The sequence below is a fragment of the Arthrobacter sp. ZGTC212 genome, from assembly GCF_002929255.1.
GTDB classification, from domain to species: Bacteria; Actinomycetota; Actinomycetes; order Actinomycetales; family Micrococcaceae; genus Arthrobacter_B; species Arthrobacter_B sunyaminii.
On sequence record NZ_PJIJ01000003.1, the window covers coordinates 540,282 to 564,908 of the forward strand.

At 66.6% G+C, this 24,627-nt stretch carries 24 protein-coding genes; 21 read left to right on the top strand and 3 right to left on the bottom strand.

What is annotated here, in order from left to right:
• The first annotated feature begins 3 nt into the window (after positions 1-3).
• The 12 genes from CXQ89_RS14650 to CXQ89_RS18225 all read left to right on the top strand — a co-directional run bounded on the left by CXQ89_RS14650 (position 4) and on the right by CXQ89_RS18225 (position 11,571).
• Positions 4-1,029, top strand: a complete 1,026-nt coding sequence (locus tag CXQ89_RS14650; protein ID WP_258060115.1) for an ABC transporter permease — start codon at positions 4-6, stop codon at positions 1,027-1,029.
• Entirely contained in the window at positions 1,022-1,903 is an 882-nt protein-coding gene (locus CXQ89_RS14655) for an ABC transporter permease (protein ID WP_104161773.1), read from the top strand. The genes CXQ89_RS14650 and CXQ89_RS14655 overlap by 8 nt, the downstream gene beginning before the upstream one ends.
• Positions 1,900-2,808 (top strand): ABC transporter ATP-binding protein, encoded by a 909-nt coding sequence (locus CXQ89_RS14660; protein ID WP_104161774.1) that lies wholly within the window; start codon positions 1,900-1,902, stop codon positions 2,806-2,808. Before CXQ89_RS14655 ends, CXQ89_RS14660 begins: the two co-directional genes overlap by 4 nt.
• The gene (locus CXQ89_RS14665; RefSeq protein WP_104161775.1) at positions 2,798-3,439 is read left to right on the top strand and encodes an ABC transporter ATP-binding protein; all 642 of its coding nucleotides are present in this window, start codon (positions 2,798-2,800) and stop codon (positions 3,437-3,439) included. The genes CXQ89_RS14660 and CXQ89_RS14665 overlap by 11 nt, the downstream gene beginning before the upstream one ends.
• Positions 3,440-3,582: 143 nt before the next feature.
• Positions 3,583-4,029 (top strand): TraR/DksA C4-type zinc finger protein, encoded by a 447-nt coding sequence (locus tag CXQ89_RS14670; RefSeq protein ID WP_104055296.1) that lies wholly within the window; start codon positions 3,583-3,585, stop codon positions 4,027-4,029.
• Positions 4,030-4,141: 112 nt separating this feature from the next.
• Positions 4,142-4,636 carry a GNAT family N-acetyltransferase gene (locus CXQ89_RS14675; RefSeq protein WP_104161776.1) on the top strand — a complete coding sequence of 165 codons (495 nt, stop codon included), beginning with the start codon at positions 4,142-4,144 and terminating at the stop codon, positions 4,634-4,636.
• Between the two features lie 258 nt (positions 4,637-4,894).
• Complete coding sequence (gene gatC, locus CXQ89_RS14680) at positions 4,895-5,191, top strand: Asp-tRNA(Asn)/Glu-tRNA(Gln) amidotransferase subunit GatC (protein ID WP_104055298.1); 297 nt, start codon at positions 4,895-4,897, stop codon at positions 5,189-5,191.
• Between the two features lie 8 nt (positions 5,192-5,199).
• Positions 5,200-6,702 carry an Asp-tRNA(Asn)/Glu-tRNA(Gln) amidotransferase subunit GatA gene (gatA, locus tag CXQ89_RS14685; RefSeq protein ID WP_104055299.1) on the top strand — a complete coding sequence of 501 codons (1,503 nt, stop codon included), beginning with the start codon at positions 5,200-5,202 and terminating at the stop codon, positions 6,700-6,702.
• On the top strand, positions 6,702-8,219 hold the full coding sequence (gene gatB / locus CXQ89_RS14690; RefSeq protein WP_104161777.1) for an Asp-tRNA(Asn)/Glu-tRNA(Gln) amidotransferase subunit GatB: 1,518 nt from the start codon (positions 6,702-6,704) through the stop codon (positions 8,217-8,219). The genes gatA and gatB overlap by 1 nt, the downstream gene beginning before the upstream one ends.
• A 194-nt stretch (positions 8,220-8,413) precedes the next feature.
• Positions 8,414-9,316 (top strand): aminoglycoside phosphotransferase family protein, encoded by a 903-nt coding sequence (locus CXQ89_RS14695; protein ID WP_104161778.1) that lies wholly within the window; start codon positions 8,414-8,416, stop codon positions 9,314-9,316.
• A gap of 17 nt (positions 9,317-9,333) precedes the next feature.
• Positions 9,334-10,443, top strand: a complete 1,110-nt coding sequence (locus CXQ89_RS14700; RefSeq protein ID WP_104161779.1) for an FAD-binding oxidoreductase — start codon at positions 9,334-9,336, stop codon at positions 10,441-10,443.
• Between the two features lie 222 nt (positions 10,444-10,665).
• Complete coding sequence (locus CXQ89_RS18225; RefSeq protein ID WP_146067275.1) at positions 10,666-11,571, top strand: hypothetical protein; 906 nt, start codon at positions 10,666-10,668, stop codon at positions 11,569-11,571.
• 226 nt (positions 11,572-11,797) lie between these two features.
• On the opposite strand, the gene CXQ89_RS14710 is transcribed toward CXQ89_RS18225, so the two are convergent.
• Both CXQ89_RS14710 and hutH read right to left on the bottom strand, forming a co-directional pair.
• Complete coding sequence (locus tag CXQ89_RS14710; protein WP_104055303.1) at positions 11,798-12,094, bottom strand: acylphosphatase; 297 nt, start codon at positions 12,092-12,094, stop codon at positions 11,798-11,800.
• 4 nt (positions 12,095-12,098) lie between these two features.
• Positions 12,099-13,673 carry a histidine ammonia-lyase gene (gene hutH / locus CXQ89_RS14715; protein WP_104161780.1) on the bottom strand — a complete coding sequence of 525 codons (1,575 nt, stop codon included), beginning with the start codon at positions 13,671-13,673 and terminating at the stop codon, positions 12,099-12,101.
• An 88-nt stretch (positions 13,674-13,761) separates the two neighbouring features.
• On the opposite strand from hutH, the gene CXQ89_RS14720 reads away from it, so the two are divergent.
• The 6 genes from CXQ89_RS14720 (at position 13,762) to CXQ89_RS14745 (ending at position 21,217) form a co-directional block, all read left to right on the top strand.
• On the top strand, positions 13,762-14,592 hold the full coding sequence (locus tag CXQ89_RS14720) for an IclR family transcriptional regulator (protein WP_104161781.1): 831 nt from the start codon (positions 13,762-13,764) through the stop codon (positions 14,590-14,592).
• Between the two features lie 76 nt (positions 14,593-14,668).
• Positions 14,669-16,354 carry a urocanate hydratase gene (gene hutU, locus CXQ89_RS14725; RefSeq protein ID WP_104161782.1) on the top strand — a complete coding sequence of 562 codons (1,686 nt, stop codon included), beginning with the start codon at positions 14,669-14,671 and terminating at the stop codon, positions 16,352-16,354.
• Between the two features lie 4 nt (positions 16,355-16,358).
• Entirely contained in the window at positions 16,359-17,678 is a 1,320-nt protein-coding gene (locus CXQ89_RS14730; RefSeq protein ID WP_258060116.1) for an allantoate amidohydrolase, read from the top strand.
• Positions 17,675-19,102, top strand: a complete 1,428-nt coding sequence (locus CXQ89_RS14735; RefSeq protein WP_258060117.1) for a formimidoylglutamate deiminase — start codon at positions 17,675-17,677, stop codon at positions 19,100-19,102. Before CXQ89_RS14730 ends, CXQ89_RS14735 begins: the two co-directional genes overlap by 4 nt.
• Positions 19,099-20,373, top strand: coding sequence for an amidohydrolase family protein (locus CXQ89_RS14740; RefSeq protein ID WP_104161784.1), 1,275 nt, complete (start codon positions 19,099-19,101; stop codon positions 20,371-20,373). The genes CXQ89_RS14735 and CXQ89_RS14740 overlap by 4 nt, the downstream gene beginning before the upstream one ends.
• 55 nt (positions 20,374-20,428) lie before the next feature.
• Entirely contained in the window at positions 20,429-21,217 is a 789-nt protein-coding gene (locus tag CXQ89_RS14745) for a CPBP family intramembrane glutamic endopeptidase (protein ID WP_104161785.1), read from the top strand.
• Positions 21,218-21,265: 48 nt separating this feature from the next.
• Here the strand turns inward: CXQ89_RS14745 and CXQ89_RS14750 are convergent, their stop codons facing one another.
• Positions 21,266-21,973 (bottom strand): TetR/AcrR family transcriptional regulator C-terminal domain-containing protein, encoded by a 708-nt coding sequence (locus tag CXQ89_RS14750; RefSeq protein WP_104161786.1) that lies wholly within the window; start codon positions 21,971-21,973, stop codon positions 21,266-21,268.
• A 185-nt stretch (positions 21,974-22,158) separates the two neighbouring features.
• Here CXQ89_RS14750 and CXQ89_RS14755 point away from each other — a divergent pair, with 185 nt between their 5' ends.
• From CXQ89_RS14755 to CXQ89_RS14760, 3 genes are all read left to right on the top strand, one after another.
• Positions 22,159-22,518, top strand: coding sequence for a primase-like DNA-binding domain-containing protein (locus tag CXQ89_RS14755; RefSeq protein ID WP_104161787.1), 360 nt, complete (start codon positions 22,159-22,161; stop codon positions 22,516-22,518).
• A 65-nt stretch (positions 22,519-22,583) separates the two neighbouring features.
• Positions 22,584-22,757, top strand: coding sequence for a hypothetical protein (locus CXQ89_RS18435; RefSeq protein ID WP_181032378.1), 174 nt, complete (start codon positions 22,584-22,586; stop codon positions 22,755-22,757).
• A gap of 73 nt (positions 22,758-22,830) precedes the next feature.
• A complete protein-coding gene (locus tag CXQ89_RS14760) occupies positions 22,831-24,624 on the top strand; it encodes a glycoside hydrolase family 2 protein (RefSeq protein ID WP_104161788.1) in 1,794 nt (597 codons plus the stop codon).
• The last annotated feature ends 3 nt before the right edge of the window (positions 24,625-24,627 follow it).

Genomic DNA, 24,627 nt, shown 5'->3' on the forward strand with positions numbered 1-24,627 from the left:
CCGGTGCCCGCGGAAGCACCGTTGCTGCCCGGCCGGCGGGAGCGCCGCAGGCACCGGCGCGCGGATCTGCGAATCATCATCTTCCGCCGGTGTGTCCTCGCGGTGCCCGTGGTCCTGGGTGTAAGCCTGCTGGTTTTCCTGCTGGCCGGCATCTCGCCCTTCGATCCGCTGGCTGCCTACCTGGGGGACCGGTATGTGCAGGCGTCGGTTGAACAGCGGCGGCAGCTCACTGAGGCCCTCAACCTGGAGACCTCCTGGTTCTCCGCGTGGTGGCAGTGGATCGGTTCGGCGTTGACCGGTGACTTGGGCTATTCACGGGTGTTCCGGCAGCCGGTGACGGCGGTGCTGTCCGAGCGCCTGCCCTGGACTCTGCTGGTCGCCGGAACCGGATTGTTCCTTGCCGTGGTCTCTTCACTCCTGGCAGCAGTGCGGTGCGCACACCGTCCGGGCGGACTGCTGGACCGGGCCGTGGGTGCCGCGGCGACCGTCCTCCAGGGACTGCCTCCGTTTGTCATATCGCTGGGACTGCTGGGAGTCTTCGTTGTTGCCACCGGGTGGTTCCCCGGCGGAGGACTGACGGATCCCGGCGCCGAGCTCAGCGCCGGTCAGGTGGCACGGCACATGGTGCTGCCCGTCCTGGCCACAGCACTGTCGCAGCTGCCGTGGCTGCTGCTCTCCCTGCGTGCCTCCGCGGCAGGGATTCTGGGGTCCGATGCCGTGCGCGGGGCCCGGCTCCGCGGGCTGGCCGAGAGGACCGTGGTCCGCAAACATGTGCTGCCCGCAGCGCTGGCGCCGTTCATCGCCGTGCTCGGATCGCGGCTTCCGGAAGTGATCGTTGGCGCCGTGCTGATCGAGACGGTGTTCTCCTGGCCGGGACTGGCCGCCGCCGTGGTGTCCTCAGCGCAGGCACTGGACTTTGCCCTGCTGGCCACGCTCACAGTGCTGACCACCGTCGCCGTTCTGGCAGCATCCCTGCTTGCGGACCTCCTGTACGTGCTGCTCGATCCGAGGGTGACCGCCGATGTCTAGTCCCAGAATTTCCAGTCCCGGAGGCGCCCCCGTTCTGCGCGAGGTGGTTCCCCCGGAGCGCCGCCGCGCCGGAAAACGGGCGGGTGCCTTTCTGGGTGCGGCCGTGCTGGCCGGAATCGTTGCCTATGCCGTGCTGGTTCCGATGCTGGCGGGCACCGACCAGAAGCTGACCGATTTCAGCTCAGCCCGCCTGCCGCCGTCGTCCGCCCATCTGTTCGGAACAGACCATGCCGGCCGCGACCTGTTTGTCCGCCTGGCTTCCGGGCTGCGGGTCTCGCTGCTGATCGCCGTGCTCTGTGCAGTGCTGGCGATGGTCCTGGGAATGCTGGTGGGTGCGGTGTCGGCGGCGCTGGGCGGCCGCGCGGACCGGATCATCATGCGGTGCATCGATGCAGTCAATGCTGTTCCGCATCTGCTGCTGGGAGTGGTGATCGTGGCCATGTTCAGGGGATCGGTGACGGCCATCATTGCCTCGATCGCCCTGACGCACTGGACACAGGTTGCAAGGATCGTCCGCGCAGAAGTTTTGTCCCTGCGCGGCCTTGAGTATGTGGAAGCGTCCTATCTCCTTGGCGGGACGCGGGCCCAGGTGCTTTGGCGGCATTTCCTCCCCGCGGCTCTGGGACAGGGGACGGTGGCTACCGTGATGCTCCTGCCGCATGCCATCTGGCACGAATCCACCCTTTCCTTCCTGGGCCTTGGCCTGTCCCCGGACCGGGCCTCCCTGGGCACACTGCTGCAGGAGGCGCAGGCGGAAGTGATGCTCGGCGGATGGTGGGCGCTGGCGTTCCCCGCGCTGCTTCTCGTCTGCACCACCCTGGCAATCGCTGCCTGCGGGGCCGGGCTCGTAGCCAAAACAGGAGGCCGGTCATGAGTGTTGCCATTAGGGCCAAAGGACACACTGTCCGGATACCGGTGAACATCCGCGGGAAGGCGGGGTGGGTGCACGCGGCAACCGATGTTGACTTCACCGCTTGCCGCGGCAGGGTTCATGCCGTCGTGGGGGAGTCCGGCTGCGGAAAGACAACCCTGGCCACTGCAATCCTCGGCATGCTGCCGGCGGGCACGCTGGCCGGGGGACAACTGGAATACGTTGACCGTGACGGACGGGTGACAGCGCTGACCGGTGCGGGGCGTGCCGCGGCCGCCCGGACAGCCGGGCTGCGGGGGCGGGAGATCGGCTACGTGCCGCAGTCCGCCGCCACCTATCTCACCCCGGTCCGCCGGGTGGGAGCACAGCTGCGGGAAACACTTCGCGAGCTTCGGGGAAAGGCCACCGCACAGGAGCTGCTGGCCCGGGTCAATTTGGACCCGGCGGCGATGGACGCGTTTCCGCATGAGCTGAGCGGCGGCATGCTGCAGCGTGCAGCCCTTGCCTTCGCCCTTGCCGGGGACCCGGATGTGCTGGTGGCGGACGAACCGATCTCCGGCCTGGACCCGCATCTGGCACAGCTCACCCTGGGACTGCTTCGCGCCACAGCGGACGCCGGCACCGCCGTCGTCCTGATCACCCATGACCTGCAGGCGCTCGCCGAGTCCCGCACCGCCGACGAACTCTCCGTTATGTACGCGGGGCGGATCATTGAGACCGGTCCGGCGGCGCGGATCCTCACTGCGCCGGCCGAGCCCTACACCATGGATCTGCTCGCGGCCCTTCCCGCCAACGGGCTGCATCCGATGCCGGGCCTGCCCCCGGAACTGACAAATCTGCCGCCGGACTATACGTACGCGGACCGGCTGCGGGCCGCCGCAGAACTGGAGGCGGACCATGCCCGGTGAGCTGAGTGCGGTGAACGTGGGGTTCTCCTACGGCGGCAGGACGGTGCTGCGGAACGTGAGCCTGAGCATCGGGGCGGGCAGCCAAGTTGGTCTGGCCGGGCCCTCGGGCAGCGGCAAAACGACGCTGGCCCGGGTGCTGGCCGGTCTGATGCCGCCGTCGACCGGGCACGTGACCTGCAACGGTGCGACTGTCCAGGCGGCGGGTGACGGCGCAGTCGCCATGCTGTTCCAGTCTCCACGGCGGTCCTGCAGCCCCCGCATGACGCTGCGCGCAGTGATCGCCGAGGGGATGATGGGCGGTGGCCGCGGTTCCGGCCGGCGCAGGGAAATGGACGCGGGCGTGCGGCAGTTCGCTGCCAGGGTCCAGCTGACCGGCGACCTGCTGGACCGGTATCCGCATGAGGTGTCCGACGGTCAGCTCCAGCGGGCCTGCCTTGCCCGTTCCTTGGCCGCCGGACCTGATTACCTCATCTGCGACGAGGCAACCGCCATGCTTGATGCCGCCACCACTGCCGCGGTGGTCCGGATTATCGGCGAGGAGGTCACTGCCCGCGGCCTTGGGGTCCTGGCACTGAGTCATGACCGCGAGCTGCTGGATGCCTGGTGCGGGAGCATCACGCACCTTTCGTAAGTACCCGTTGCTGTGCGTTTGCTGTGCCGGTTCCGCGCGGCTTTAAGCCCTGAGGGGAGAGGCCGTCGCAGGGGCGGGACTTTCCGGGCAAGGCGCGGATAATTAGGAACACTTGCTTGGCATTTTCGGACCAGGAGGAATCCATGACCCGTAAGACAACTGCTGCCCCCCGGAAGACATCCACTGCCGCAGCTGCGCGAGTCCCGGCGCCCAAGCGTCCCACCCCTGCCGATTTGGACACAGCCCATTTCGCCGAGCTGCTGGACGAGCGCATCGGCCAGGCCCGGGAAAAGATTGCCGCCGTCGTGGCGGACATCCGCGAAGTGACCCTGGCTGCCAAGGACACACCGGCCGACGACGAACATGACCCCGAGGGCTCCACCGTCTCCGTTGAACGCAACAATGAAATGGCACTGCTCGCCGCCGGCGAAGAGTCGCTGATTGAGCTGCTGGATGCACGGGTCCGGCTGGACGAAGGCGCCTACGGGGTGTGTGAAATGTGCGGCAATCCGATCCCTTCCGAGCGCCTGGAGATTCGGCCTGAAGCACGCTTTTGCGTTACCTGCGCCGCGGCTGCCCGGCGCCGCTGACCGGCTGCCGCCAAACAGCCGTGTCCGGCCTCACCGCCGGAGAAGGGCCGGTGATCTGTGGAGCTAGAATCTACGGTGGAAATCAAGAACCACGTAAGGATTCGTAACGCGCATGAGCATCACCGTCCGGCAGGCCACCGAGGCAGACTTTGACGACATCCGCCGGATCACCCGCGATGCCTATTTGAGCGCCGGGTTTATCGAAGCAGACAACCCCTACGTCAAGGACCTGGAGAACGTTGAGGACCGTGCGGCCAACGCGCTGCTCTGGGTGGCCGAACTGGACGGCAAGGTAGCAGCGTCCACCGCAATCACCTTCGCCGGGCAGCCGTACACCGACATTGCGATTGAGGGCGAGCTGGAATTCCGCATGCTCGCAGTGGATCCGGCCCTCCAACGCGGCGGTGTCGGCCGCGCCCTGGTGGCCGCCGTCATCGAGTATGCCCGAAGCCTCGACGGCATCCACGCCGTCAGCCTGACCAGCATGACCCCGATGACCAACGCCCACGCCCTGTACAAGTCCATGGGGTTTGAGCGCGTGCCAGAGCGTGACTGGACCGTGCCCGATGAGGACATCCTCCTCTGGGTCTTCCGCCTGGCGCTCTGACGCCGGCAGCGGGCGACCCAACGCCGAGCCCCTGGGAGCGCGGAGGTTCTTCACGCGGCGAGGTCCTGAACACGCGGCGTCCGTAGAACAGACAACGGGCTTCCGTCGTCGATTTGAGCCCGTTATCTGTTCTACGGATTGGCCAGGAGGGGAGTTCAGCGATTCAGGCTGCACCCGCGGACCACGGAAAACCGCAGCACCAAACGCCGTAGACTGGGACGGATACCTTTTATCCGAAAAAAGACGCATGGGAGACTCATGTCTGAGATCAATCGTGAGGCTGTGGCGCACCTGGCGCATCTGGCCCACATTGAGATGACCGAGGATGAACTGGCCAAGATGGCCGGCGAACTGGATGTCATTGTTGATTCGATCAAATCCGTAAGCGAAGTTGCCGGTGAGGACATCCCGGCTACCTCCCACCCCATCCCGCTGTTCAATGTGTTCCGCGAGGATGTTGTAGGGCAGACGCTGACCAATGAAGAAGCGCTCTCCGGTGCTCCCGACAATGCGGCCGGCCGTTTCAAGGTCCCTGCCATCCTGGATGAGGAGTAAAGACTTCCATGAATGAACTGATTACTTCGAGCGCTGCCGTCCTGGCAGACAAGCTCGCCGCCGGCGAGGTATCCGCCGTCGAAGTTACACAGGCCCACCTGGACCGGATCTCCGAGGTGGACGGCGCCGTCAACGCCTTCCTCCATGTGAACACCGACGAAGCGCTGCAGGTTGCGGCCGACGTCGACAAGGCCCGCGCCGCCGGCGAAACCCTGCACACCCTCGCCGGCGTGCCCATCGCCATCAAGGACCTCATCGTCACCAAGGGCCAGCCCACCACGGCCGGCTCCAAGATGCTCGAGGGCTGGATGAGCCCGTACGACGCCACGGTGATCACCCGCATCCGTGCCGCACGCATGCCGATGCTGGGCAAGACCAACCTGGACGAATTCGCCATGGGTTCCTCCACCGAGCACTCCGCGTATGGCCCCACCCGCAACCCGTGGGACCTGGACCGCATTCCCGGCGGTTCCGGCGGCGGCTCCGCAGCAGCCGTGGCAGCCTTCGAAGCACCCCTGGCACTGGGCACCGACACCGGCGGATCCATCCGCCAGCCTGCCGCCGTCACCGGTTCCGTGGGCGTGAAGCCCACCTACGGCGGGGTTTCGCGCTACGGCGCCATTGCCATGGCTTCCTCGCTGGACCAGATCGGCCCGGTATCGCGCACCGTCCTGGACGCCGCCCTGCTGCAGGAAGTCATCGGCGGACACGATCCCCGCGACTCCACCTCGCTGCCGGACCCCGTGGGCAACCTCGTGGAAGCCGCCCGCAACGGCAATGTTGCCGGCATGCGCATCGGTGTCATCAAGGAGCTGCAGGGTGAAGGCTACGAAGCAGGCGTCCTGGCCCGCTTCTCCGAATCCCTGGAACTGCTCAAGGATGCCGGCGCGGAAATCGTCGAGGTCTCCTGCCCCAACTTCAAGTACGCCCTGGGCGCCTACTACCTGATCATGCCGTCCGAGGCTTCCTCGAACCTGGCCAAGTACGACGGCGTCCGGTACGGCCTGCGTGCCCTGCCCGCCGACGGTCCCATGACCATTGAGCGCGTCATGGGCGCCACCCGCGCCGCCGGCTTCGGCGACGAGGTCAAGCGCCGCATCATCCTGGGCACCTACGCCCTGTCCGCCGGGTACTACGACGCCTACTACGGCTCGGCCCAGAAGGTGCGCACGCTGATCCAGCGCGACTTCAACGCCGCGTTTACCCAGGCCGACGTGCTGATTTCCCCGACCTCGCCCAACACGGCGTTCAAGCTGGGGGAGAAGCTGGACGATCCGCTGGCCATGTACCTGAACGACGTTGCCACCATTCCGGCCAACATGGCCGGCGTTCCGGGCATCTCCATCCCCGGCGGCCTGGCCGACGGACTGCCCGTGGGCATCCAGTTCCTGGCTCCGGTCCGGGAAGATGCCCGCCTCTACCGCGCCGGCGCAGCGCTTGAGGGCATGCTGGAAAAGAAGTGGGGCGGCCCGCTGCTGGCCTCTGCACCCGTACTCGGAGGAGTGAAGTAATGTCTGTGCACATCCAGGACGACACCCTGTCCTTCGAAGAGGCCATGGAGAAGTACGATCCGGTGCTCGGTTTTGAGGTCCACGTGGAGCTCAGCACCAACACCAAGATGTTCTCCGATGCGCCCAACGTCTTCGGCGACGAGCCGAACACCAACGTCACCCCCGTGTGCCTCGGCATGCCCGGCGTGCTGCCGGTGGTCAACAAGACCGCCGTGGAGTACTCGATCCTGATCGGCCTGGCGCTGAACTGCAAGATCGCCGAATCCTGCACCTTCGCCCGGAAGCAGTACTTCTACCCGGACACCCCGAAGAACTTCCAGACCTCCCAGTACGAAGATCCCATTGCGTACGACGGCTACCTGGACATTGAGCTCGAAGACGGCACCGTGTTCCGCGTCGAAATCGAACGCGCACACATGGAAGAGGACGCCGGCAAGCTCACCCACATGGGCGGGGCCGCCGGCCGCATCCAGGGCGCCGACTTCTCCCTGGTGGACTACAACCGTTCAGGTGTTCCGCTGGTGGAAATTGTCACCAAGCCCATCGAAGGTGCCGGTTCCCGCGCACCCGAGCTGGCCAAGGCCTACGTGGCCGCGGTCCGCGAGATCGTGAAGAACCTGGGTGTCTCCGACGCCAAGATGGAACGCGGCAACGTCCGCTGCGACGCCAACGTTTCGCTGCGCCCGTACGGCCAGGAAAAGTTCGGCACGCGCTCGGAAACCAAGAACGTGAACTCGCTGCGCGCCGTCGAACGCGCCGTCCGCTTCGAGATCCAGCGCCACGCCGCTGTCCTGGAATCCGGCAACAAGATTGTCCAGGAAACCCGGCACTGGCACGAGGACACGCGCTCCACGACGTCGGGCCGGCCCAAGTCCGACGCCGATGACTACCGCTACTTCCCGGAGCCTGACCTGGTTCCCGTGGTTACCACCACGGAATGGATCGAGGAGCTGCGTTCCCGCCTGCCCGAGCCGCCCGCCGAGCGCCGCAAGCGCCTGCAGGCCGACTGGGGTTACTCGGACGCTGAGTTCCGCGACGTGGTCAACGCCGGTGTCATGGACTCCATCGAGGAAACCATTGCTGCCGGTGCCTCCGCACAGGTCGCCCGCAAGTGGTGGATGGGCGAAGTGTCCCGCCGGGCCAAGGAAGCCGAAGTCGACCCCACCGAGGTTGGCGTGTCGCCTGAGCTGATCGTTGAACTGGACCGCCTGATCCAGGCCGGCAAGATCAACGACAAGCTGGCCCGCCAGGTGCTCGACGGCGTCCTCGCCGGCGAAGGCACCCCGGAGGAAGTCATTGAGGCGCGCGGCCTGGCCGTGGTGTCCGACGACGGCCCCCTGCTTGAAGCCATCGACGCCGCCCTGGCGGCCCAGCCCGACGTTGCGGACAAGATCCGCGGCGGCAAGGTCCAGGCCGTTGGTGCGATTGTTGGCGGCGTCATGAAGGCCACCCGCGGACAGGCCGACGCCGGCCGCGTGCGTGAGCTGATCCTGGAACGCCTCGGCGTTCAGGGCTAACTCGGACCACCGAGTAAACACCGCATAAACCATAAACACCGCATAAACGATAAACACCGCATAAACACTGCCGGCCCCGGGACACCCCGGGGCCGGCAGTGTTTAACACGCCATCGGCGCCGACCAGGGCAGCGTTTATGACCCGGCCGCGAAACAGGGAGACGCCCGCCCGGTGCTGACTGTAGGGTTCTGGCATGGCCGATCATCCCGCAGCAGAGATCCACGCAGATGCGGACCTCGTGCGTCAGCTCCTCCGGCAGCAGCACCCCGCGGCGGCGGAGCAGCCGCTGCAGCTGGTCGCCAACGGCTGGGACAACCACATCTTCCGGCTCGGCCCAGACCACGCTGTGAGGCTTCCCCGGCGTGAGGCAGCTGTGCAGCTGACGGCCAACGAGCAGCAGTGGCTCCCGAGTCTCACCGCTGATCTTCCCGTGGCAACATCAGCCCCTGTCTTTGCCGGCCGCCCTTCCGAGGCATTTCCCTTTCCCTGGAACATCACGCGCTGGTTTGAAGGCGCCGAGGTTTCGCTGCAGCCCCGGGACCGCAACGTTGCACTGGCTGCTCCGCTGGCCGGTTTCCTCAACGCCTTCCACCGGCCTGCCCCGCCGGATTACCCCCGGAACCCGGTCCGGGGCGTGCCGCTGGCCACCCGCAACAACGCGGTTCTGGGCCGCCTCGCCAGCGGCATGGTTCCCCACGCCGCCCGGGTCCGGGAGCTGTGGGAGGCCAGCCTCACGCTGCCGGGCTGGCCCGGTCCGAACCTCTGGCTGCACGGTGACCTGCATCCGGCCAACCTCGTGGGCGCTCCGGACGGCGGGCTGCAGGCCGTCATCGATTTTGGAGATCTGACGGCCGGAGACCCTGCCACAGACCTCGCGGCCGCCTGGCTGGTCTTTGACCAACACGGGCGCAGCGTCTTCCGTGCCGCACTGGGCAGCCGGTACGACGCCGATCCGCACGTTTGGGGCAGGGCGCAGGGCTGGGCGGTGTGCATGGCCTCAAACCTGCTGGCCAATTCCGACGATCATCCGGGAATGTATCTCATGGGGTCGGAAACCCTGATGGAAATTCTGACCGATGAGCGGGACTGGGTTTGAAGGCAGCCGGAAAAGCAATGAAGAACAGGGGAGACTCGGTGGACTGTGACATTTTGGTGGTCGGCGGCGGAATAGCCGGGCTGTCCCTGGCCTCGGCACTGGCAGGGCGAACCGGCGTGCTGGTGGTGGAAGCCGAACCGACACTGGGGTTCCACACCTCCTCCCGCTCCGCCCGCCAGCTCATACCCAGCTACGGGCCCGCAGTCATCCAGGAACTGACCGTACGAACCCTGGCCCTCATCCGGGCGCTTGAGGTCCATTTGCCGAAGCCTGTCCTCACGGCACGCAGTTTCCTGCTGGTCGGCAGCGAGGAAACCGTACGGGACCGCGCCAGCGGCCACATGCATCCCGTTACGCCGGCGCAGATGATGGCGCTGGCTCCTGAACTGAAGCCAGAGCACTTTCCCGCGGCAGGGCTGGACACCACGTCCGTGGGGTGTGACACCGACGCGCTGATGGAATACCACCGCCGGCGGATCCTAGACCGGGGCGGACGCATCCTGACAGGGTCCCCGGTCCGGAGTGCGCGCTATGAGGCCGGAGGAGAGCAATCCGGCCGCTGGGTCACGGAGGCGGGGGAACAGCGCATCACTTCCCGCGTGGTGGTCAACGCCGCCGGGGCCTGGGCTGATGAGCTGGCCGCCCTTTACTCAGTCCGGAAGCGCGGCCTGCAGCCGTACCGCCGCACGGCCGCCATCGTCGACGTCGAGCACCCCCTGCCTGCGGATGCACCCATGGTGGCCGACGCGGATGAGACCTTTTACTACCGCGCGGACGGAAAGCGGGTTCTGGTGTCTCCCTCGGAGAGTGTTCCCAGCGAGCCCATGGACGCCCGCCCGCACGCCGAGGACGTTGCCGCGCTGGTTGACCTTGTTAATTCCGTGACGACCCTGGGAATCACGGGGGTTGTGAGGTCCTGGACCGGGCTGCGCACCCAGGCGGCTGACGGGCTTCCCGTGGTGGGGTACGACGACGTTGTTCCCGGGTTCTTTTGGCTGGCCGGACAGGGTGGTTACGGCTTTCAAACCTCATCCGGAATGGCGGAAATCGCGGCCGCAATGCTGCAGGGGGAACAGCCGAAAAAGGCCGTCATCGAGGCACTGAGTCCCACCCGCGCCGGACTGTGACCAAAGTCTCATCACTGCTGCGTAACGAATCGGTGCAAGTGAGTGTGTATGGTCATATTCGCGTGCCCGGGTGCCTACAGTTGAAGGATAAAGCCAAGTTGGCTTTCTCTTCTTTTTAGATCCACCTTTTTGCTTGAAAGGTCTGTCCCAGTGTCAGATATTTTGCCGCCACAGCTGGTTGGCGCGCAGCAGAGTTCGCTCTATGTCAAAATCCGAACAATAGTGACCGTTATCTCCGGAGCCTGGCTGATTTTGGCCGTAACGGGGTTTGGATTCTTTTCCGGCGGAACAACATCTCTGGCCTTTTCGCTGATCCTCATGTACGCAACGGGTGCAGCCCTGATTATAGTGATCGCTGCCATCTACCGGGCCGTTAAAAACTCGGCCATTCGGCGCAGCGAAACCGCGCCCGAGGATACCGCCGCACTGGCCTTCATTGACACCACCCGCTCCGCAGCGGACGAGCTCCTCGCCGCACTGCGTCCGGCGCCTCCGACCGGCCGGGCCTATGATCCCGCCGCCCGCACCGTTGGGCCGGCTGTGTCGATGATCGAAGCCGTGGCCGCGGCGCGTGCGGCTGCGAACGCAGCAGCGGTTGCTTTGACTGCCGCTCCGGCTGAAGCAAACCGGACGGATCGTCCGACCAAGAAGGATCAGGCACCTGCCGCGAAGACTGCTGCCGCCGCGCCTGTGGCAAAGCCTGCCGCAGCCAAGAAGCCTTCCGCCGCGAAGTCAGCGGTCAAGACACCTGCGGCGAAGCCTGCCGCAGCCAAGAAGCCTTCCGCTAAAACCGCGGCCAAGCCAAGCGCAGTAAAGAACACTGCCGGCAAGGTGCCCGGCAAGACACCGGCAGGGTCCAGGACTCCTGCTAAGACTCCGGCCAAGGGTGCCGTCAAGGGTTCCGTCAAGGGTTCGGGCAACGGGGCAGCCAAGAAGCAGCAGCCGCGATCCGGTGCCGTGCAGCCGAAGAAGAAGACCGCTCCGGGAGTCTCCGCCAACGCAGCATCCCCTGCCTGTGCCTCACCGGCCATGGGCCAGCGGCCTGCACTGGTGCTGGCGTCCAGCAATCCCGTTCCCCAGGCAGTACGAAAAGTGCATGAGGCACTGACACGGCAAAAAGCCTCCTGACCTGCGCAATTGCGGATCTTCCGACGTTCAGGGAGTTGCCAGCTTTCCTCCAGTTCGTGCCCAGTCAGAGGGGTTAACGTAGTTAGTACCTCATAAGGGTGCGAGTGATGAATGGATAGAGTAGTGACCTATCCGGCGCCGGCAGACCAGGGTTGTTCCCCCCAACCAACCCAAGGTCTGCCGGCGCTTTTCTTTGTCCAAACTGCTGTCCACCCCGCCATGGCGGTCACTCAGTTCCGAAGGTCCTGAATTCGCCCGTCGCTTCGGACCAGGAGTCCTGCACAGCGCTCACTGTTCCGGGAGCAGCCGGAGAATTCAGCCACTGCAACAGCTCCTCCAAGGCCGGGCCGGCTCCCTCTGCGACCACCAGGACTGATCCGTCGCTGCGGTTGGCGGCAAGGCCGGTGAGTCCGAGGCGGATTGCCTGCTGCAGGGTCCGGTAGCGGAACCCCACCGCCTGGACCTCTCCGGTGATCCGGGCCGTGAGCCGCCGGGCAGGGACGGGAGTATCCGTAGGTGTCATGGGCTTAGAGTAACGGCGTGTCCAGCACGGAGTCAGCAGCAGCGAGCAGGGAACCGTCCGCAACGGCCACCCTGCAGGCTTCGATCTCCGGCGCCAGGTACCGGTCCGGACCCGGCCCCGGCACCACTTCACGCAGGGCCGCCCGCACCGCGGTAACCGCCGGCGCACTGCGGGAGGTGGAAACACCGCCGTCGCGCATGTCCAGTGCCCGTGCTGCGGTCAGCACCTCGATGGCCAGGACCCGCGTCAGTCCGTCAATTGCGCGGCGCAGTTTCAGTCCCGCCGCCCAGCCCATGGAGACATGGTCTTCCTGCATTGCCGATGAGGGAATGGAATCCACCGACGCCGGAACGGCCAGCCGCTTCAGCTCGGAAACGATCCCGGCCTGCGTGTACTGGGCAATCATGTGCCCGGAATCGACTCCCGGGTCAAAGGCGAGGAACGCGTTGAGGCCGTGGCTGCGGGAGCGGTCCAGGAAACGGTCGGTGCGCCGTTCGCTCATGGAGGCAATGTCGGCGACGGCGACGCCGAGGAAGTCCAGCACGTAGCCCACAGGTGCACCGTGGAAATTGCCGTTGGATTCCAGCCGCCCGTCGAGGGTCACCACCGGATTGTCGATGGCCGAGGCTCGCTCACATTCTGCAACATTCTCGGCATGCTGCAGGGTGGACCGGGCAGCGCCGTGGACGGAGGGAACGCAGCGCAGTGAGTAGGCGTCCTGCACGCGGGTGAAGCCGCCGGTTTTTTGTTCCTCGATCAGAGCCGATCCGGCCAGAACGGCCCGGATGTTCGCGGCGGATTCCGCCTGTCCGGGCTGCGGCCGCAGTGCCTGCAGATCCGCGGCAAACACCGCGTCGCTGCCCAGCAGCCCTTCAACGCTCATAGCTGCTGCCAGGTCCGCGGTGGACAGCAGCAGGTGCAGGTCAGCGATGGCCAGCGTGAGCATACCCAGCATGCCGTCGGTGCCGTTGATCAGGGCCAGGCCCTCCTTCTCCTGCAGCTCCAGCGGTTCCAGCCCGGCTGCCGACAGGGCCGCTGCGGCCGGCACCCGCTCGCCGTCAGCGGTCCGGACCTCGCCTTCGCCCATCAGGGCCAGCGCACAGTGGGAGAGGGGAGCCAGGTCCCCTGAGCAGCCCAGTGAACCGTACTCGCCCACCACCGGAGTAATGCCGGCATTGAGCAGCCCTGCATACGCGAGGGCCACCTTGGGGCGGACGCCGGTGCGGCCGGTGGCGAGGGTGGACAGCCGGTTCAGCATCAGCGCCCTCACCACCTCCGTGTCCACTTCCGCACCCGACGACGCCGCATGGCTGCGGATCAGTGAACGCTGCAGTTGCCGGCGCTGTTCGGGGACGATCTGCTTCACCGCGAGGGCCCCGAAGCCGGTCGAAACCCCGTAGTGGGGCTTATCGTCGGCAGCGAGTTCCTCGATGACCGTGCGTGAGGCTGTCATAGCGGTGAATGCCTCGGCCGCCAGCGTGACGGCTGCGCCGTGCCGGGCTACGGCAACGATGTCCTCCGCCGCCAGGGCGCCGGTTCCCAGCTCGACGGTTGTACGGGGGTTCTGCAGGGTTTCCATCTCCTTATCTGAGCATGGGAACGGCAGGGGTCCTAGCGGGACGCCGATTCCCTGTCTGGGATTCCAGACACTGCACTAGACTCTGCACATGCCAGAGAGCTATTTCCGGGTTCAGGTTCCCGCTGCTGCACAAGTCCTGTCGATCCTGCGGTATTTGGGAACGCAGGCCGGCCCCGTCAGCGCCACCGCCGTTTCCCGGGACCTCTCCCTGCCGCGGTCCACCACCTACCACCTGCTTGCCGCCCTGGTTGCCGACGGGTTTGCCGTCCATTTGCCGGAGGAGCGCAAATACGCCCTCGGTGCGACAGCCCATGAGCTCGGCACCGGCTACGCGCGGCAGGCACCGCTGCAGCGCATTGGCCGGTTTCCGCTGCGAAAGCTGGTAACCCAGGCATGCCTGACCGCGCACCTGGCAGTCCTGCAGGGCACCGACGTGATTTACGTGATTGAGGAACGGGCACCGAAGCAGCTGCCCCTGGTGACCGACGCCGGCATCAGGCTTCCGGCCCACCGCACCGCCAGCGGGCGGGCCATGCTGGCCCAAATGACGGACGCGCAACTGCGGGCACTCTACCCGGATTCAGAGACTCTGCGCTCCGGCCGCATCGGAGGTGCCGCCCTGACCGGCCTCCTGGCGCAGGTGCGCGAACGCGGTTATGCCTGGGAGGAAAACGAAGTAACGGAAGGCTTTTCCTCAATCGCCGTGCCCGTCCTGGACCGCTCCGGCCGAGCGGTTGCCAGCGTCACGCTCACAGCGCCAAACCGGTTGTCAGCCGATTCAGCGGGTCCCGCCGCCCTGCAGGGGATCCCTGCCTTTGCGGCCGATCAGCTGACCGGTGTCTCCCGGTGTGCCGCCGAAATCTCCCGCCGGCTGGGCGCCCAGACGTCCCAGCCTCCGGCGCCGCTGCAGCCTTTCTGATCACCTGTTGTCTGGGATCCCAGACGCCCCGAAAATCCTCTGCGGGCGGACCGGAACCCTCAGCTACCGTCTGGTCATGGCTACCATTTCCGATCCTTCCCGCAGCATCCGGTCCCCCCGCGGCACTTCCCTGACAGCTAAGAGCTGGCAAACGGAAGCGCCCCTTCGGATGCTCATGAACAACCTGGACCCGGAAGTTGCCGAGCGGCCGGAGGATCTGGTCGTCTATGGCGGAACCGGCCGGGCTGCGCGCAGCTGGGAGGCGTACGACGCGATCGTCCGCACCCTGTCCACGCTGGCCGACGACGAGACCCTGCTGGTCCAGTCCGGCAAACCCGTGGGCGTCTTCCGGACCCACGAGTGGGCGCCGCGGGTGTTGCTGGCCAACTCAAATCTGGTGGGGGACTGGGCCACCTGGCCCGAGTTCCGCCGGCTGGAGGCCGAAGGACTGATGATGTACGGCCAGATGACGGCCGGATCCTGGATCTACATCGGCACACAGGGCATCCTCCAGGGCACCTACGAGACCTTCGGCGCCGTTGCCCGGACGCTCTTTCACGATGAAAACGCCACCCTCGCCGGCACGCTGACCCTCACCGGCGGCTGCGGCGGCATGGGCGGTGCGCAGCCGCTGGCCGTGACGCTGAACGGGGGCGCGGTGCTGATTGTCGACGTCGACGAATCCCGCCTGCGCCGCCGCGAGGGCAAACGCTACCTGCAGGAGGTCGAAACGGACCTGGACAGCGCCGTCGCCAAGGTCATGGCCGCCAAGGCCGAGAAGCGGGCGCTGTCGGTGGGACTGGTGGGCAACGCCGCCGAGGTCTTCGAGGAACTGCTGCGCCGCCAGCTCGCCGGGGACATCAGCGTGGACATTGTCACGGACCAGACCTCAGCCCACGACCCGCTGAGTTACCTGCCGGCCGGCATTCCTCTGGAGCGCTGGGCCGCCGAGTCCACCGCCGACCCCGAAGGTTTCACGAAGAAGGCCCGCGAATCCATGGCCCGCCAGGTGGCGGCCATGGTGGGCTTCCAGGACGCCGGGGCCGAGGTCTTTGACTACGGCAACTCCATCCGCGACGAAGCACGCCAGGGCGGCTACGAGCGGGCGTTCGAGTTCCCGGGGTTTGTTCCCGCCTACATCCGGCCGCTTTTCTGTGAAGGCATGGGCCCCTTCCGCTGGGTGGCGCTTTCCGGCGATCCGAAGGACATTGCGGTCACGGATGCGGCCATGAAGGACCTCTTTCCGGAGAACATGCGCCTGCACCGCTGGCTCGACGCCGCGGCGGAGCATGTTGAGTTTGAAGGCCTGCCGGCCCGCATCTGCTGGCTGGGCTACGGCGACCGGGCCAAGGCCGGGCTGCTGTTCAACTCGCTCGTCGCGGAGGGCAGGGTCAGCGCACCGATTGTCATTGGCCGCGACCATCTGGATTCCGGCTCGGTGGCCTCACCGTACCGGGAGACCGAAGCCATGGCCGACGGCTCCGACGCCGTCGCGGACTGGCCCCTGCTCAACGCGATGCTGAACACCGCCTCAGGTGCCACCTGGGTTTCCATCCACCACGGCGGCGGCGTGGGCATCGGCCGCTCCATCCATGCCGGCCAGGTGTCGGTGGCCGACGGAACCGAGCTGGCCGCCCGAAAGCTGGAGCGGCTCCTGACCAATGATCCGGGCACCGGCGTCATCCGCCACGTCGACGCCGGATATGAGCGCGCCTCCGACGTCGCCGCCGAGCGCGGTGTCCGTATCCCGATGGCAGAGTAGATCCATGGACCTGTCACCTGCTTCGCCCGTTGCTTCGCCCCTTAAAGCTCTGATGACCGCCATTGAGGACACCGGACGCGATGAGCGCCGCGGCGGATACTCCCGCCCGGTGTACTCCGCCGCGGAAAGAGACCTGCGCGAATGGTTCACCGCCGAAGCGCTTCGGCGCGGGCTGGCCGTGGAAACGGATGCCAACGGCATTCTGTGGGCCTGGTGGGACCTGCCGGGGGATTCTGCAGGGGGGATCGACGGGACGTCCGGCGTACCGGAACGCCGCGGCGCGCTGGTCACCGGCTCCCACCTGGATTCCGTGCCAGGGGGCGGTGCCTTCGACGGACCCCTTGGCGTGGCCGGTGCCCTGGCGGCAGTGGATCTCCTGCAGGCGCGCGAAAAGGAAGGCAGCCTCGTCCGCAACCGGGCCCTCGCCGTCGCGGTGTTCCCGGAGGAGGAAGGATCCCGCTTCGGCGTCGCCTGCCTCGGCTCCCGGCTGCTGACCGGAGCGATCGACCCGGCTAAAGCTCTGTCCCTGCGGGACGCGGACGGCAACACCTTTGCCGACGTCGCCCGCGCCAACGGACTGGACCCGGAGCTGATGGGACGCGATGAGGCGGTGCTGAGCCGCATCGGCGACTTTGTGGAACTGCATGTGGAGCAGGGGCGCGGCCTGAACACTGAGGAGTTCATGGATGCGGCCGGGCGCGGTCCGGCCGTGGCCGTGGGCGGATCCGTGCTGGGCCACGGCCGGTGGCGGCTCACCATCGCCGGGCAGGGAAACCACGCCGGAACCACCCTGATGGCGGACCGCGCCGATCCCATGGTCGCAGCAGCCCAGCTGATCGTGGCCGTGCGGCAAACCGCAGCAGCCCGGCAGGGGGCCCGCGCCACGGTCGGCCGGCTGGAACCGGTTCCAGGCGGCGCCAACGTCATCGCCTCCCGGGTGGACCTCTGGCTGGATGTCCGCCACCCCGAGGACGCCGTTACCGCTGCCCTGGTGGAGAAGATCCACGGCCAGGCCCAGAAGATCGCCGCGATGGAGGGCTGCACAGTCCGCCTGACCGAGGAATCCTATTCCGGCACCGTCCATTTTGACGCCGCCCTTCAGCGCTCACTCGAACAATCAGTGGCTCGAACCGTGCCCGGCGCCCCCGTCCTGGCGACCGGCGCCGGGCACGACGCCGGAGTGCTGGCGGCCCTGGTGCCCACCGGCATGCTGTTTGTCCGCAATCCCTCGGGGATCAGCCACTCGCCGGAGGAGTATGTGGAGGATGCCGACGCCGAGCTCGGCGTTGCCGCGCTCGCCGATGCCCTGCAGGACCTGCTGTGAGCATCCCGGAGCGGCAGGAGTCCTTTTGGTGCGAGCAAGCCTGGGTGAACGGCGCGGTTGCCGCCGGTGTCCGGGTGGAGATTGATCCCGCGGGCACGGTGAGGGGAACCGAAACCGGCGTGCCGGCACGGGAAGGTGACTGCCGGCTGCCCGGCGTGACGTTCCCGGCGGCATCCAACGCGCACTCCCATGCCTTCCACCGGATCCTGCGCGGACGCACCCACGCCGCCGGCACCGGCAGCTTCTGGACCTGGCGCGAGCAGATGTACGAAGTAGCCGCCGCCCTGACTCCGGAACTGTACGAGCAGCTTGCCACCGCGGTGTTCGCGGAAATGGTGGTCACCGGATGGACCTCCGTGGCCGAGTTCCACTACGTCCACCATCAGCCGGACGGCAGCGCCTATCCGCAGGAACACGCCATGGAACGGGCGCTGGCGCGGGCCGCCGTTGCCGCCGGCATCCGTCTGACGCTGCTGGACACCTGCTACCTGGCCGGCGGATTTGGTGCCCCGCTCACGCAGGGACAGCTCCGCTTCGGGGACCGCGACGGCGCCGCCTGGCTGCAGCGGCTGGCCTCCCTGCGCGCTGCGTTTGCCGAGGAGTTCGATCCGGCGCAGGTCAGCGTGGGAGCGGCCCTGCACTCTGTGCGCGGGGTGCCGGAGGAGGAGCTGGAGCTGATCGCCCGGAAACTCCCCGCAGACCTGCCGCTGCACATCCATCTCTCCGAACAGCCCGCCGAGAATGCGGCCTGCCGGGAAGCGACCGGACTCACGCCGGCCCTGCTGCTGGCCAAGCACGGCCTGGTGACCCGGCGGCTCTCAGCGGTTCACGCCACCCACCTGAGTGAAGAAGACATCGGCGTTCTGGGAGCCGCCGGCGCAACTGTGGTGATGTGCCCCACCACGGAGGCGGATCTGGCTGACGGCATCGGCCCGGCCGCACAACTGCGGGCCGCCGGCGCCCGGATAGCGCTGGGCACTGACCAGCACGCCGTCGTCGATCCCTGGCTGGAGATGCGCGCGCTGGAATACGGCGAACGCCTCCGCTCCGGGGAACGCGGCCGGTTTAGCCCGGCGGACCTGCATGCGGCGGCATCGGCTGCCGGAACGGACGCCCAGGGGCGGCCGGCTCCCGGGTTGGCCCCGGGGAACAGCTGCGATCTAATGTCAGTGGATCCCGAAACCGTCCGGACGGCCGGCTCGCGCCCCGGGCAGCTGGCTCTTTCCGCCACAGCGTCGGATGTGCACACCGTGGTCGTCGGCGGACGCATCCTGGCCCGTCACGGCCGGCATGCCGTACTGGGCGATCCGGCGGCCCTGCTGTCGGCCGCCGTCGTCGCCGTGGACCGGAAAACCCCGCCGCTGCCAGCCACCACCACCATGTCCGCCTCCACCATGCCAGCCACCACGACGGAAGACCCATGAGCGCCTCAACCGCACGCAGTGCCCCGGCATCCACATTGATCACCAACATTGGCGAGCTTTCCACCCAAGATGAAACCCGCGGCACCGGATCAGTGCTGCAGGATGCGGCTGTGGTGTTTGAGGGCGAACGGATCAGCTGGATCGGTGCGGCGTCCGACGCGCCTGCCGCTGATGAGATGGTCAACGCCGGCGGGCGGGCGGGACTGCCGGGCTGGGTGGATTCGCATACCCATCTGGTCTTTGCCGGGGACCGCGGCGCGGAGTTCGAAGCCCGGATGTCGGGGGAGTCCTACGCTGCCGGCGGCATAGCTGTCACCACCGACGCCACCCGGGCTGCCTCGGATTATGACCTGACCCGGCTGCTGCTGGCACGCGTTGCCGAGGCGGCGGCCGGCGGCACCACCTATCTTGAGACCAAAACCGGGTACGGGCTGAACGTGGAGGAAGAGCGGCGGCACGCCCGCATTGCCTCCACCGTGGCGAACCAGGTGACCTACCTTGGTGCACATCTGGTGCCGGCCGGCTCCGACGCGGACGAATACACGGATCTGGTGTGCACCGAGATGCTCGAAGCGGTGCTGCCGTATGTGCAGTGGGCCGACGTCTTTTGCGAAGAGGGCGCCTTCACGGAGGACCAGTCGCGGCGGGTGCTGAAAGCCTGCCGCGACGCCGGCCTGGGGCTGCGGGTGCACGGCAACCAGCTGGGCCACGGCGCCGGTGTGCGCCTGGCCGTGGAGTTTGGCGCGGCCAGCGTGGACCACGTGAACCACCTGACCGACGACGACATCGACGCCCTCGCCGGCACCTGGAAGGAATGGAACGCGGACGGAACGGATGCAGCCGGCGCCCGGGTGGCAGGAACCGTGGCCACCTGCCTGCCCGCCTGCGACCTGTCCACCCGGGCGCCGCTGGCTCCGGCCCGGAAACTGCTCGATGCCGGAGTCCAGGTGGCGCTGGCGTCCAACTGCAACCCCGGCACGTCCTACACCAGTTCCATGAACTTCTGTGTGGCGACGGCGGTGCTGCAGATGGGCCTCACGGTTCAGGAAGCACTGCGGGCTGCGACGTTCGGCGGCGCGCTGGCCCTGCGCGTGCACACCGGGGAGGATCGGGACGGGCAGCGGGCGGTGGGGTCGCTCACCGTCGGGCACCGTGCGGACCTGCAGCTGCTCAACGCTCCCTCGGCTGCGCATCTGGCCTACCGGCCCGGCATGCCGCTGACCGGTGCCGTGTGGCGGGCTGGACAACAGTTGGGGTTGCCTGCCCGGTAGCCGATCCGCGGTCGGGAACCGTGTGGTTCCTTGCACATCCTGCACAATGGAAGGCATGCGTGCTGCCTTCCCCTCCGTCCCCGCCGAGTCGCTTGATCCGCGGGCACGGAAGATGCTCGTCTTCGAAATCCTGATTGTGCTGGGACTGTCCCTGGGCCGCTCGGGGGTTTACGCCGTTGTCGAACTCCTGGAAAAGGCAACCGAGGGACCGCTGGCCGGGCAGACGACCACGCTGAACCCGGTCCTGGACGAGAACCCCTGGTTTGACCTGACCTATCAGCTGCTGGGGATTTTCTTCTCGCTGCTGCCCGTGGCCCTGGTGCTGTTTTTGCTTACCGAACCCGGCAAATCGGCGTTCCGGCGCATCGGGTTCACCTTCGAGAAACCGCTGCGCGATTTCGGACTGGGCGCGGGCCTGGCTGCGGTGATCTGTGTGGGGACCCTGGGCGTGTACGCGGCCGGCCGGGCGCTGGGCATCACCACCGCGCTGGTGCCCGCCGCACTGGACACGTACTGGTGGACACTGCCCGTGCTGATCCTCTCGGCCGTGCGGCACGCAGTGCTCGAGGAAGTCATTGTGGTGGGATACCTGTTCCTGCGGCTGCGGCAGCTGGGCTGGGGGACGCCGGCGATCATCCTGACCAGCGCCCTGATCCGTGCCAGCTATCACCTGTACCAGGGGATTGGGCCGGGCATTGGAAACTTTTTGATGGGGCTGATCTTCGGCTACGCGTATGTCAAGACCCGCCGCGTGATGCCGCTGGTGATCGCCCATGCCCTGGTGGACATCACCGGGTTTGTGGGTTTTGCCCTGTTTGGTCCCGCCATCGGGATCGGCAGCTGATGCCGGCGCGCCTGCCCTTCTGCGTTTCATGGTGCCGGTCACCGGCGCTCAGCTGTGAAGCACAGGCCCGCCGCCCAGTTGTTCAGCGAGTCCGGAGAGCAGGATACTCAACCCCTGATCCAACTCAACTTCGCCGTCATAGTCCGCAAGAATCGGTGCAAGGGACCTGAGTCGGGGGAATTCCTTCGGGGGCAGCCGGTGCAGGCCAAGACGCAGAATGGCTTCATCTTCTTCGGGATCGGCGATGAGCTCCTGCAGCTCGTTCAGGATGTGTCCGTAGAGGAACGAGTAAAAGGCACGATAGATGTGCAGGGCATCCTCGGGGGAAAATCCGGCTTTCATGAGGAGCGCCAAAATCCGCTCAAGCGGCCGCAGTGTTCCCCGGGGGCGCAGGCCCAGGGGAGTGGACAAGGGCCTGGTGACCAGCAGCGGGACCGTGTTGGGGTGCTGCAGGGCCAGCACCCGGACGTCATGGGCGATGCGTCGCAGCTGAGCCTGCCAGTCCAACTCATCCAGACAAATCGTCAGTTTATTGAAGACCAGTTCTTCGACCCCGGCCAGCAGGGCTGCACGGTTTTCCGCGTAACGGTAGAGGCTCATCGGATCGCAGTGAAGTTCCTGTGCCAGCCGACGCATGCTGAGAGCTTCCAGTCCGTTGGCATCCACCAGGTCAAGGGCCGTCCCCAGCACGAGTTCCCTGCTCAGGCGAGCTTTTCGGGAACCTGATGTGGCTGGTGTTTCCGGGGCTTCCGTCATGGGGTGGGTCCGTCCTGATCGTCTTGGGGAGCGAACATCGCTCGCTCTGCACTAATGATAATGGTTGCTTCTGCGTAGGCCTACGGCTACAGTCTACAGTGTAGAGCAGCCGACATGGTTTTCGGAGAGATCAGAGTTTGCATGGCCGGTAGTGGCCACTCGCACCGATCGATCAGGAGAAGCGCATGACTGCAATGACAGGCACAACCCCCGCTGACCGTACCGGGAACGCCAAGACAGCCGAGGACCGGGTCCGTCAGTTCCTTGCTGTATGCACCGTACGGGACCTCGATGACAGTGCAGTCCTGCCCGTTGCCGACCTCTACGGCATGTTCATCATCTGGTGTGAACAAAACAGTACAAATCCGCTGTCCATTCAGCTCTTCTCGAAGGTACTGCGGGATGAAGGAATCGAGGTCAGGCTTCAGCGCAGGGAAAAAGTGGTCAAAGGCATCATGGTCACAGGGCAAATCCCCATCCAGTACATTCTGGAGACTGATAAGGCTCCGGGTCCCAACAGTGTGCTGGGGGCACTTCCGGCGTGATGCCCGCTCACCCCGTACCCGTGGAGAGACACTGCAGCACTATCGTTGAGGCACTGAAGCCGGCCGTGCAGGACGTAGCTGAAGAAGCTACGCTGATCGGTGTCGAACTTGTCGCGGGGCAACTGGACCTGGGCATCCAGCGGCATTGGGGCACGGATCACGGTATCGGCTCCGATGAACTGCGCGCGACTGCACGGGACATCATTGCGGCGAGGCAGCGTTCAGGCCGCGCGCGCTGAAGGGTGCCGCAGGAGTTGGACAACGCCGCCGGTGATGCCCGCCCGGAACGCCGACCAAGGAGCACACCCGCCTGTGACACTGACGACCCCGTGGGGAGCGGACCTGGATCCCGAATCCGTTCTGCAGGAATATCCCCGTCCGCAGCTTGTCCGCGACAGTTGCCTGAACCTCAACGGGTATTGGGAGTACGCCATCACCTCGGTCCGCCGGGAGCAGGCGCCGGCCGAGGGCGGCTGGGACGGGCAGATCCTCGTCCCGTTCTCGCCCGAGGCACCGCTGTCCGGTGTCGGCCGCCAACTCCAGCCCCAGCAGTTCCTTTGGTACCGGCGCATGGTCCGGCTGCGCGAGGGTTTTGCCGGCGAGCGCGTGCTGCTGCATTTCGGCGCGGTGGACCAAAGCTGCACGGTTACGGTGAACGGCACGGAAGTGGGCGGGCACGACGGCGGCTACCTGCCGTTTTCCCTGGATGTCACGGACGCGCTGGTGCCCGGTGGCGAGCAGGAAATCGTGGTCCGGGTCCGGGACATCAGCGACACGGGCTACCACAGCCGCGGCAAGCAGACCCTGGACCGCGGCGGCATCTGGTACACGGCGCAGTCCGGCATCTGGCAAACGGTGTGGCTGGAGTCCGTGCCGGGGACGAGCATCTCGCAGCTGGTCCTGGTGCCGGATCTGGACTCCGTCACGGTGACCGTGCTGCTGGACGAGACCGGCGACGACGGGCGCGACGTGTCTGCGGCGATCACTGTGTCCGCCGGCGGACGCACTGTGGCGGACGCCGTCGTCGTTCCCGGGGAAGCCGTGAACATCCCGGTGCCGGATCCGCATCTGTGGACCCCCGACGATCCGTTCCTGTATGACCTGGACGTGCGGTTGCTGTCGGGCGGCCGGGAGATCGACAGTGTGAGCAGCTATACCGGGCTGCGGACCTTTGGAACGGGACCGGATGCATCCGGTCATACCCGGCTCCTGCTCAACGGCACACCGTACTTCCATGCCGGGCTGCTGGATCAGGGGTACTGGCCGGACGGGCTGTACACGGCGCCGTCGGATACCGCTCTGGCGTATGACATCCAAACCGCCAAGGATCTGGGGTTCACCATGCTGCGCAAGCACATCAAGGTGGAACCGCTGCGGTGGTACTACCACTGCGACCGCCTCGGCATGCTGGTGTGGCAGGACCTGGTCAGCGGCGGCCGTTCCTATCGGCACTCAGTGGTGACGGCTCCGGCTGTGGGGCTGCCCCACCGTGATGACAGTGACCACGCTGCGTTCGGGCGTGCTGATGAAGCGGGCCGGGAGGAGTTCCTGACGGAGCTGCGCGGCACCGTGAACCTGCTGCGTAACAGCACCTCGCTGGCAGTGTGGGTTCCGTTCAACGAGGGCTGGGGCCAGTTTGACGCGAACGCCGTCACCGACCTGCTGGGCTCGCTGGATCCGACCCGCAGCATCGACCATGCCAGCGGCTGGCATGACCAGGGCGGGGGAGACCTCAAGAGCGTGCACGTGTACTTTGTGCCGTTTGTGCTCCGGAAGGGCTGGCTGCGGGACGGGCGCGCCGTCGTCCTGTCCGAATACGGCGGCTACAGCCTGCGCGTTCCGGGCCACACCTTCAACGAGAAGGAGTTCGGCTACCGGAAATTCAAGACGCCGGAGGCCCTGCGGCGGGCGTGGATCAAGCTGCACCGTCAGCAGATCGAACCGGCGGTGGCTCAGGGCCTGGCTGCGACCGTGTACACGCAGCTGACCGATGTGGAGGACGAAGTGAACGGGCTGCTCACCTATGACCGGCGCGTGGTGAAGATAGATGCCGGCACGGTGCGGGAGACCAATGCCGCGCTGGTCCGCGCGGCCGTGGGTTCCTGACCG